This window comes from bacterium (assembly GCA_036524115.1).
Taxonomy (GTDB): Bacteria; JAUVQV01; JAUVQV01; order JAUVQV01; family DATDCY01; genus DATDCY01.
Window position 1 is genome coordinate 1 of record DATDCY010000289.1, and the last position, 10,713, is coordinate 10,713.

Annotated in this window: 8 protein-coding genes; 6 read left to right on the forward strand and 2 right to left on the reverse strand. The window is 69.5% G+C overall.

Going from position 1 to position 10,713, the window contains the following annotated elements:
• The 4 genes from VI078_13700 to VI078_13715 all read left to right on the forward strand — a co-directional run.
• The coding region (locus VI078_13700; GenBank protein ID HEY6000338.1) for a hypothetical protein at positions 1–205 on the forward strand (205 nt) is incomplete at its 5' end.
• A gap of 31 nt (positions 206–236) precedes the next feature.
• The gene (locus tag VI078_13705; protein ID HEY6000339.1) at positions 237–785 is read left to right on the forward strand and encodes a hypothetical protein; all 549 of its coding nucleotides are present in this window, start codon (positions 237–239) and stop codon (positions 783–785) included.
• Positions 786–923: 138 nt separating this feature from the next.
• Positions 924–2,648 (forward strand): CHASE domain-containing protein, encoded by a 1,725-nt coding sequence (locus VI078_13710; protein HEY6000340.1) that lies wholly within the window; start codon positions 924–926, stop codon positions 2,646–2,648.
• Between the two features lie 85 nt (positions 2,649–2,733).
• The gene (locus tag VI078_13715) at positions 2,734–4,197 is read left to right on the forward strand and encodes a hypothetical protein (GenBank protein ID HEY6000341.1); all 1,464 of its coding nucleotides are present in this window, start codon (positions 2,734–2,736) and stop codon (positions 4,195–4,197) included.
• Positions 4,198–4,228: 31 nt separating this feature from the next.
• Here VI078_13715 and VI078_13720 read toward each other — a convergent pair whose 3' ends face one another.
• On the reverse strand, positions 4,229–6,931 hold the full coding sequence (locus tag VI078_13720) for a response regulator (GenBank protein ID HEY6000342.1): 2,703 nt from the start codon (positions 6,929–6,931) through the stop codon (positions 4,229–4,231).
• A 63-nt stretch (positions 6,932–6,994) separates the two neighbouring features.
• Positions 6,995–8,350 (reverse strand): 16S rRNA (cytosine(967)-C(5))-methyltransferase RsmB, encoded by a 1,356-nt coding sequence (rsmB, locus tag VI078_13725; protein ID HEY6000343.1) that lies wholly within the window; start codon positions 8,348–8,350, stop codon positions 6,995–6,997.
• Positions 8,351–8,638: 288 nt separating this feature from the next.
• On the opposite strand from rsmB, the gene groES reads away from it, so the two are divergent.
• Positions 8,639–8,932, forward strand: coding sequence for a co-chaperone GroES (groES, locus tag VI078_13730; GenBank protein HEY6000344.1), 294 nt, complete (start codon positions 8,639–8,641; stop codon positions 8,930–8,932).
• A 49-nt stretch (positions 8,933–8,981) separates the two neighbouring features.
• A complete protein-coding gene (groL, locus tag VI078_13735) occupies positions 8,982–10,625 on the forward strand; it encodes a chaperonin GroEL (GenBank protein ID HEY6000345.1) in 1,644 nt (547 codons plus the stop codon).
• The last annotated feature ends 88 nt before the right edge of the window (positions 10,626–10,713 follow it).

Genomic DNA, 10,713 nt, shown 5'->3' on the forward strand with positions numbered 1-10,713 from the left:
ACCTATGGATCCGCGCCTGCGCGCGGATCTGGAAACAGCGCGAGATCGGCGCATGAGCGCGAATCCGGAAGGACGGCAATGCGTGGTGATCGACCAGTCTGCACCTGTGGATCCGCGCCTGCGCGCGGATCTGGAGCGGGACATCGGGAATCTGCCCGACCCGCGCACCGCTGCGGCAACCGGCACGGCCGGCGCCTCGGCGTAGCTCAACACCCGCAAGGGAGAAGGAAGGAACGATGAAGACGAAGCTCATCACGACAGTGGTCCTGGCAGCAACTCTCGGTCTGGGCGGCGCGGCCCGGGCGGCGACCGACTGCGGCTCCTGCGAGCACGAGAAGGCCGCTGTCCAGGTGGCCCAGTCGGGACACGAGTCCATGGCCGGGCACGACATGAAGAAGATGGAAGGGAACCGCCACGGCACCAGGATCCGGGAGGCGAAGGTCGAGGGCTTCACGATCGAGTACTACCTGATCGACATGAGGGAGATGGCGAAGAGCCAGGAGCACATGGGCCACGAGACGGGCATGGCGAAGATGAAGTCGCATCACCTCATGACCTACGTCACCGGCGCCGACGCGAAGCCCGTGACCGACGCGAAGGTCGGCTATCTGATCGTCGGCGCCGGCGGGGCGGAGCAGAAGGCGATGGCCATGGCCATGGACGGCGGCTACGGGGCGGACGTTGACCTGACGGCAGCCGGGCCGGACAAGGTCACGGTGAAGATCGTCGCGGGGGCCAAGACGCTGCTGGACGAGTTCACCTACCCGGTGCCGAAGCAGAAGTAGCGCGGTACCCGCCGGCGCCGGTCCCCGCGGCCGGCGCCGGCGCTCGCTCCCAAGGCGCCGGGGGCGCATTGACGCGGGAAACGCGACGGCCTACCCTCAAAGTCGCTCGGCGGGCGAGAGTTGGGGGGGCGCTTCAGGATGAGATCGCCACTGAGATTCGCGCTGGGCGTCGTCGTTGCTGGCGCCCTCGCCACCGCGGTCTGGTTCGCGGGGGCCCGCCACCTGCTGGTGGATTCCTTCGAGGGGAAGTTCGCCGCCGACGTCTCGACGCGGGCCAGGATCATCGAGGAGAAGCTCGACAAGGCACTCGTCATCTCCCGGGCCGTTGCGGGTTTCATCGAGACGGTCGGCGAGGTCGATCGCGGCGCCTTCCTCTCCTTCGCCGACCAGTTCCCCGGGGAGGACGCGGGACTCATCGCACTGGCTTTCGTGCCCCGGGTGCGCGCCGGCGAGCGCGCGACGTTCGAGGCGAAGGCGCGCCGCCTCCTGGGCCGGGACGACTACGAGCTCTACGAGGGGGCGCCCGGCAAGGGCCGCCAGCGGCTCGGCGAGCGCCCGGAGTACTACCCGGTCCTCTTCACGAACACGCGCGATCCCGGGGCGCTCGTGGTCCTCGGCTACGACATCGGCTCCTCGCCGGTCCGCCGCGCCGTGCTGGAGGAGGCCGGGGACACCGGGTCGCCGGTCGTCTCCGAGCGGGTGGTTCTCGCCGGGAAGCCGGGCGTCTTCGGCTTCGTGGTCTTCGCGCCCGTCTACGAAAGGGAGGCGCCGAGGTCGACGCCGGCGCAGCGCCAGGCCGCCCTGCGGGGGTTCGTGCAGGCGATCTTCAACCCGGACGAGCTGATCGGCGCCGCGCTCCGGACGACAACGCCGGTGGGACTGCCGTTCGGCCTCCTGGACCTCTCGGCGTCGCCGGACGGGCAGGTCATCGCCTCTTGGACCGCGCGCCTCCCGTCTGCCGGGACCTGGCGGTCGCTGCTCATCCCGGCCACGGTCCGCGGCCGCGCCGAGTTCCCGTTCGCCGGGAGGCGGTGGGGGATCGAGGTCCGCCCGAATGCGGCGTACCTCGGGAACACCTACCCGGTCGCCCAGTGGTTCGTCCTGCCGATCGGCACGGTGCTGACGCTCGTGCTCGCCGCGTACGTTCACACGGTGCTCTCGCGGCGGGAAGCGCTGGTCGCCCTCAACGAGGCCCTCGGGTCGGAGATCACCAAGCGCGGGCGCGTCGAGGAGGAGCTGCGGGCGTCCGAGGAGAAGTACCGCGTCGTCGCCGACAACACCTACGACTGGGAGTTCTGGCTCGACCCGCAGGGCGCCTTCCTCTACTCCTCGCCCTCGTCCGCGCGGATCACCGGCTACGGCACGGAGGAGTTCATGGCGGACCCCGGACTGCTGGAGCGGATCATCGTCCTCGAGGACGGCGAGCTCTTCGCCCGCCACCGCCGCGAGGTGACGGTCGCGCCGGCGCATGCCGAGATCTCGTTCCGGATCCGGCGCCGCGACGGGGCGGTCCGCTGGATCGACCACGTCTGCCAGCCCATCCACGACGGCGCGGGGCGCTTCATCGGCACGCGCGGCAGCAACCGGGACGTCACGGAGAAGAAGCGCGCCGAGGAGGAGCGCGAGCGGCTGATCGCGGAGCTGCGGCAGGCGCAGCGCAGCATCCGCACGCTCGAGGGCATCCTGCCCATCTGCTCCTCGTGCAAGAAGATCAGGGACGAGCAGGACCGCTGGGTCCAGGTCGAGTCCTACGTCACGCGGCACTCGACCGCGGAGTTCTCCCACAGCATCTGCCCGGAGTGCCTGAGGAAGCTCTATCCCGAGTACGCGCAGCGCCTGGAGCGGCGCCCGCCGGAGGACTGAGCGGGGCCGCAGGAGGCGCCATAACAGACACGGCGGCGCACGCAGCGCTCGACGTTCTTCTGCACGACGTGCAAAGGGAGGCTCCATGGACAGAACAGCGCGCGGATTTCGCCCGGTTCTCCTGCTGTCGTTGTCGGCTGGCCTGATCGTGATCGCCGCCGCCCGTCCCGCCGGGGCGGTTCCGATCTTCGCCCGGAAGTACCAGACCTCCTGCCAGACGTGCCACGTGATCTTCCCGAAGCTCAACGCTCACGGCGAGGCGTTCCGGCTGAACGGCTACCGCATGCCCGCCGGGCACGAAAAGGAGGAGCCCGTCAAGGAGAAGCCCGTCGCCCTGGGCGCCGAGGCCGACAAGCGCCTCTGGCCGGCGGCGGTGTACCCGACCGACATCCCCGGCACCGTTCCGCTCGCCGTGAACGTGAAGCTGGCGACGGTCCTGACCTCGGGCCCGGGCGGCAGGCGCACCTCGTTCGAGTTTCCCCAGGAGGTCAATCTCTTCACCGCCGGAACGCTCGGAGATGCCTTCAGCTTCTTCGGCGAGGTGACCTACGCGGAGCGCCCCGACAGCGGCAGCGACGTCGAGATCGAGCACGCGCAGCTGCAGGTCAACTCCCCCTTCGGCCCCGAGCACCTCGTCAATTTCAAGATCGGGAAGTTCGCGCCCGACCTGGACGCCGGCGTCCAGGAGATGTGGCTCATGACCGACAACGGCATCGGCACGATCTTCTCCTACAACCCGATCGGGTTCCACGGCGGGACCGGCCTCTCCGACAAAGGCGGCATCAGCCTGCCGGCGAACGTCAAGGGCATCGAGATCTACGGCGTGGCGGCGCACCGGCTCTTCTACACGATCGGCGCCTGCAACGGGATGGGCCCGGGGGCGACCGGCGAGACGGCCGACGGCAACAACCGCCGGGACTATTACGCGCGCGTCGACTACAAGTTCGGTGGCATGGGGCTCGACGGCTCGGAGAGCGGCGGGGAGGGCGGTGAGATGGCCGGCATGGCAGGAATGGCCGGCACGGCCGACATGCCGGCCATGAGTGGCGAGGCGCACGCCTCCAAGAACTGGCGCGAAAGCTCCCTGCGCGTCGGCCTGCTCGGCTATACCGGCGACGGGTCGAAGATAGACTTCGCGGTTGCCGACGCCTCGGGTAACCCCTTCACGATGCAGGACCGGCGCTACAACCGCATCGGTCTCTTCGCTTCGTGGTACTTCCGGGATCTCAACGTCTTCGGCGTCGCCCTCCACGGCACCGACCGGCTGCGGCTGCTCGACAGCCAAACCAGCGCCAGGATCGACGAGACCACCCGCGGCTACGACGCCTGGTTCGCCCAGGCCGACTATGTCCTGACCCCGGCGCTCCAGGGCTCGGTGCGCTACGAGAATCTCGATGCCGCAGATTCGCACGCCGATACGCTGCAGTTCCTGAACCTGAATCTCAGCGTGCTCGTGCGCGCCAACATCAAAGTGATGCTCGAGTATCGCGCCGACCTCGGGGACACGCAGGACTACAGCGTCGCCGGGGTGGTGCGGTTCGCCATCTGAGGCGCGGTTCCGGGATCGGGGCCGCGCCGGCCTAGGCCTCGTCGGCCGGGCGGCGTCCCGCGCGGCGCGCCAGCGCCGTTTCGAGCCTCTCGAGGAGCGCCTGCAGCCGGTAGGGCTTCTGGATGAACCCGGCCAGCCCCTTGCCGATGAAGCGGTTCACCGCGTCCTGCTCGTTGAAGCCGCTCGAGAGGATCACGGGGACGGTCTCGTCGATGCGCCGCATCTCGCGGAAGGCCTCCTCGCCGCCCATGCGCGGCATCGTCATGTCGAGGATGACCGCCGCGAGCCGCCCGGCGTTGGCGCGGAAGACTTCGACGCCCTCCGCGCCGTCGCAGGCGGTGAGCACGCTGTAGCCGGCCTCCTCGAGCATCGAGCGCGTCGTCTCCCGGACCATGGGCTCGTCGTCGACGACCAGCACGGTCCCGCGCGCCCCCGCCTGGCCGGGCGCGGCTGCCGTCGCCGCCTCGGGGTGCCCGGCCGCGGGCTCGCGCGCGCCCAGCAGGGCCGGGAGGAGCACCTTGAACGTGCTCCCGCGGCCGGGCTCGCTGTAGACCTTGATCGCGCCGTGGTGCCCCCGCACGATGCCCAGCACCGCCGCCAGCCCGAGCCCGCGGCCGGTGTGCTTCGTCGTGAAGAACGGGTCGAAGATCCGCGCCCGCGTCGCCTCGTCCATCCCGGCGCCGTTGTCCGAGACCTCCACGAACACGTGCGGGCCGGGCTCGAGCCGGTCGCTCAGCACCAGCGAGCCGAGGTAGGCCGGGTCGACGTCGATCACCCCCGTGGCCACGGTGATCGTCCCCTCCGCCTCGCCGAGCGCGTCCGAGGCGTTGGTGATCAGGTTCATCACGACCTGCCTGATCTGGGTCGCGTCGGCCTCGACCGGCGGTAGATCGGCCGCGAGGTGGTAGCGCACCGTGGCCCTCTTGGAGACGACGGTGGCGAGCAGGTGCCCGATCTCCTCGACGACCCGCGAGAGGTTGATCGGCTCGACCACGAAGCGCCCCTTCCCGGAGTACGCCAGCATCTGGTTCGTCAGGTCCGCCGCCCGCTGCGCCGCGCGGTCCACGGACTTGAGGAAGGGGCGGGCGGGCGACTCCGGCGCCGTCTTCGCCAGCGCGAGGTCCGTGTTGCCGAGGATGCCCATGAGCAGGTTGTTGAAATCGTGGGCGATGCCGCCGGCGAGGATGCCGAGGCTCTCCATCTTCTGGGTCTGCTGGATGCGCTCCTCGAGCCGACGGCGCTCGGCCTCCGCCTTCTTCTGCTCGGTCGTGTTCTCGACCAGTTCGATGAAGCCGTGCGCCGCGCCGTCGGGACCGAGCACGGGGAAGGCCTGGATCCGCACCGAGAGCGCGCTGCCGTCGGGACGGACCACGCTCCTCTCGACGACGGCCTTCTTCCGCGTCGCGATGGCCACCGCTCCCGGGCAGTCCGGACAGACCGCGCTGCGGCCGTGCACCGCCGCGTAGCAGAGCTTGCCGGTGGCGTCCTGCCCGGGCTCCCGGACCAGCCGGCGGTGGGCCGCGTTCGCCATGACGATCCGGAACCGGGTGTCGATGAGCGTGATGCCGTGGTCGATGTTCTCGACCAGGGTCCGATACCGCGCCTCGCTCTCGCGCAGCGCCTCCTCGGCGCGCCGGCGCGCCGTGATGTCGCGGACGACCTCGATGCCGCCCGTGATCCGGCCGTCCGGATCGCGCAGGAGCGACGTCGAGACCTCGACGTCGAGGGCGCCGGCCGGGGTCCGCAGGGTCCTGCCCTCCGTGCAGCCGGTCCCCTCGCGGAAGGAGCGCGCGAGCAGGCACTCCTCCACGCCGCTGGGGCGCATGGCGGCGCACGACTCGCCCGCGTGCTCGCCGACCATCGCGCGGTGCGCGGGGTTCTGGTAGAGCACCCGGTGGTCGGGCCCCTCGATGCCGATGCCGTCGCCGATGGCCGTCAGGATCCCCTCGCTCCGCGTCTTCTCCTCCGTCGCCTGGCGCAGCAGCTCGCCCCAGAACGCCCAGATGAAGAACGGGATCGCCCAGATGCCGAGATTGTGGCGGACCGGCGCGAAGAGCCCGCGGTACGCGGCGTCGCCGAGGGAGAGGTTGATGAGCATCAGGAATTCGTCGAGGAAGATGAAGACGAAACCCGCGTAGACCGCGGGCTGCACCTTTCGCGTCGTGGGGGCGGCCGTCGCCAGCCGCGCGACGACGAAGCCCATGAAGACGAAGGCGGCGAGCCGGAACGCGAAATCGCCCCAGAACAGGCCGAACCGCGCGCCACCCGCGAGCATCTCGGGATGACTGTCGAGGAAGCGGACCCACAGGGGCGCCGTGATCAGATACAGCGCGACGAAGGCGCCGACGCCGGCGCGCAGGTAGGTCCGACCGGCGTTCTTCCCCGGGAGGTAGTAGCGCAGGTACGCAAAGCCGAGGATGACGCGCCCGATGTCCGTGAGCGCGTGCTCGAGCGGCGGGAAGACGCGGTAGGAGAGCAGGGGCGGGAACCAGCCGCGCCAGGCGCCGTACTCCATGAGGAACATCACCGCCTCGCGGGCGCCGCCGACCGTCGCGGCCACCGCGATCGTCAGGTCGCGCCTGTCCCGCAGCCGGCCGTACTGCTGGTAGGCGACGGCGCAAAGCCCCGCCCAGAAGAAGAGCGCCAGCAGGAAGCGGACGGCGTTGTTCCCCGGGTCCTCGCCGCCGCCTCCAAATTGCTCGAGTAGATATAGTAACTCGTTTGTCACAATCACGTTTACTACCCTGCGTTCGCGATGCTGTCAAACGGAGGGTCGGTCGCCCCCCCGGGGCGCCGGTCAGTGCCTGCGCGTTGCCAGAGCCACGAAGGCGGCGCCGATGCCATGCCGGTGCGGCCAGGAACGCAGGAAGCCCTCGGGCGTCCGCAGTTCCGCCGCGTTGAGGATGCCGCTCGCGCCCGGCCCGGCAGCCGCCATGTCGACGGCGGCGAAGTCCGCGTGCGCCGCGACGAAGCGCGCGATCACCTCCTCGCCCTCCTCCGGCTCGGTCGAGCAGGTGCTGTAGACGACGCGGCCGCCGGGGGGCAGCAGCGCCGCGGCGCGCTCGAGCAGCCGCAGCTGCGTCGCGGCGAGGCGTCGTGGGTCGGCGGCGCGCTTGGCCCACTTGACCTCGGGGTGGCGCGGGATGGTGCCGAGCGCGCTGCAGGGCGCGTCGAGGAGCACGGCGTCGAAGCGCTCGCCGGCGAGCGTCGCCTCGTCGAGCAGGTCGCCGCGCCGCGCCTCGATCCCGCGGGCGCCGAGGCGCGCCGCGTTCTCCCCGAGCAGCGCCAGCCTGCGCGCATCGCGGTCGAGCGCGACGATGGCAGCCGCGTTCCCGGCCAGCTCCGCGATCTGCGTCGTCTTGCCGCCGACTCCGGCGCAGGCGTCGAGGATGCGCTCGCCCGGCCGCGGCGCGAGCGCGAGGGCGGCGAGCTGCGAAGACTCGTCCTGCAGATAGAGTGCGCCGTCGCGAAAGAGCGCGGTCTCCGTCAGCGTCCCGGAGCCGCCGACGTGGAGGCAGGCCGGCGCGTAGCGCCCGGGCGTGGTGTCGAATCCTGCGGCGGCCAGCGCGTCGCGGGCGGCGTCCACCGGGGAGCGCAGCGGGTTGACACGCACGTGCGGCGGCGGGAACTCGTTCATCGCCTCGAGGAGCCGCCCCGTCTCGTCCTCGCCGAGGCGCGCGATCCAGCGGCGCACCAGCCACGGGGGGAAGGAGTGCAGCGCGGCCAGCCAGGCGGCGGCGTCCTCGAAGTCCTCGCGCCGCGGCGGGGCGAGGGACTCGGGGCCGGCGCGGCGGAGCAGCCAGTTGACGAAGCCGGCTGTTCGCGGCTCGAGCGCCCGCGCCAGCTCGACGCTCGCGGAGACTGCGGCGTACGCCGGGACGGAGGGGGTGAAGATGAGCTGGTAGACGCCGATCCGGGCGGCGGCGAGGGCAGGGCGCGAGATCCTCTCCGGCGGCTTGCCGGATGCCCCCTCGATGGCCCGGTCGACGCGCGACAGATGGCGGACGACGCCGTGGGCCAGCTCGGCGGCGAAGCGGGCGTCCCGCGGCTCGAGTCGCTCGCCCTGTCGGCCCGGTATGGGGAGCGGCCGTTCCCCGAGGAGCCCGGCGAGCGTCCGCGCGGCCGCGAGGCGCGAGGCAGTGCCTGACGACATGCCGGCTAGATAGCATGATGTGCCGCAGGATTCAAGCCGAGATAAAAAATTGAGAAAAAGTGAAAAATAGCGAGTATTATGTCGATAGGTGAAAACGTACTGCGAATATGGTTTTTCTGATGCGCCAATATGTGGTGATGATGTGACAAGATATATTTTCTGTATTGATGGAATCGCTATCAACCCCTATATTAGCGGCTCGTTAGCAGTCAAAGACGGGGAGTGCTAAGCCGGACTCCCCATGGGTCCACCACGGTAACCACAAAGGTGCGAAAGGAGAACGACAAGATGGCCAAGATTCGTCCCCTGCACGATCGGATCCTCGTGAAGCGTCTCGAGGAGCAGGAGAAGACCAAGGGCGGCATCATCATCCCCGACTCGGCGAAGGAGAAGCCGATCATGGGCGAGGTGGTCGCGACCGGCAAGGGCAAGGTGAAGGACGACGGCACGATCCTGGCGCTCGACGTGAAGAAGGGCGACAAGATCCTCTTCGGCAAGTACAGCGGCACCGAGGTCAAGGTCGAGGACGAGGAGTACCTGATCCTGCGCGAGGACGACATCCTCGGCGTGATCGAGAAGTAGTTCCCGGCCGCCGCACGAACTGACGGATCACAACGGAGGATACGAAGACATGGCCAAGATGCTCAAGTACAACGAGGAGGGGCGCGCCGCCATCCTCAAGGGCGTGAACCAGCTGGCGAACGCGGTGAAGGTCACGCTCGGCCCCAAGGGCCGCAACGTCGTCATCGACAAGAAGTTCGGCTCGCCGACGATCACGAAGGACGGCGTCTCGGTCGCCAAGGAGATCGAGCTGCAGGACCCCTTCGAGAACATGGGCGCCCAGCTCGTGCGTGAGGTCGCCTCGAAGACCTCGGACGTCGCCGGCGACGGCACCACGACCGCGACCGTGCTCGCCCAGGCGATCTACGCCGAGGGCATCAAGAACGTCACGGCTGGCGCCAACCCGATGGACCTCAAGCGCGGCGTGGACCAGGCGGTGGAGGCGGTGGTCAAGCAGCTCAAGAAGCTCTCCAAGCCGATCAAGGACAAGAAGGAGATCTCGCAGGTCGGGTCGATCTCGGCGAACAACGACTCCACCATCGGCGACATCATCGCCGAGGCGATGGAGAAGGTCGGCAAGGACGGCGTGATCACGGTCGAGGAGGCCAAGGGCACCGAGACCAACCTCGAGGTCGTCGAGGGGATGCAGTTCGACCGCGGGTATCTCTCTCCGTACTTCGTGACCAAGCCGGAGCGGATGGAGGCGATCCTCGAGGACGCGTACATCCTCATCAACGAGAAGAAGATCTCCTCGATGAAGGACCTGCTGCCGATCCTCGAGCAGATCGCGAAGATGGGCAAGCCCCTGCTCATCCTGGCCGAGGAGGTCGAGGGCGAGGCGCTGGCGACGCTCGTCGTCAACAAGCTGCGCGGCACGCTGAACGCCGCGGCCGTCAAGGCCCCGGGCTTCGGCGACCGGCGCAAGGCGATGCTCGAGGACATCGCGATCCTCACCGGCGGCAAGCTGATCACCGAGGACCTCGGGATCAAGCTCGAGAACGTGAAGCTGGCGGACCTGGGCCGCGCCAAGCGGATCACGATCGACAAGGACAACACGACGATCGTCGAGGGCGCCGGCAAGCCGGGCGACATCGAGGGCCGCGTGAAGGTCATCCGCGCGCAGATCGAGGAGAGCACCTCGGACTACGACAAGGAGAAGCTCCAGGAGCGCCTCGCGAAGCTCGTCGGCGGCGTGGCGGTGATCAACGTCGGCGCCTCGACCGAGACCGAGATGAAGGAGAAGAAGGCCCGCGTCGAGGACGCGCTGAACGCGACGCGCGCGGCCGTTGAGGAGGGCATCGTCCCCGGCGGCGGCGTGGCGCTGCTGCGCTGCATCCCGGCGCTGGACGAGCTGAAGCTCGCCGGCGACCAGGCGGTGGGCGTGGGCATCGTCAAGCGGGCGCTCGAGGAGCCGATCCGGCAGATCGTCGTCAACGCCGGGGTCGAGGGCGCGGTGATCGTGCAGGAGGTCAAGAAGAACAAGAAGGCCTCCTACGGGTTCAACGCGGCGAGCGAGGAGTACGGCGACATGATCGAGGCGGGCATCATCGACCCGACCAAGGTCACGCGCACGGCGCTGCAGAACGCGGCGTCGATCGCCGGCCTGATGATCACCACCGAGTGCCTCGTGGCGGACAAGCCCGAGGAGGAGAAGAAGATGCCCGGCGGCATGCCCGGTGGCATGGGCGGCATGGGCGGCGGCGACATGTACTAGACCGACAACGGGTGGGGGCGGGCGCAGGTCCGTCCCCATCGGCTGTCGCGGCCGGCCACCACGGGCGGCCGATACCGATACAGGGGCG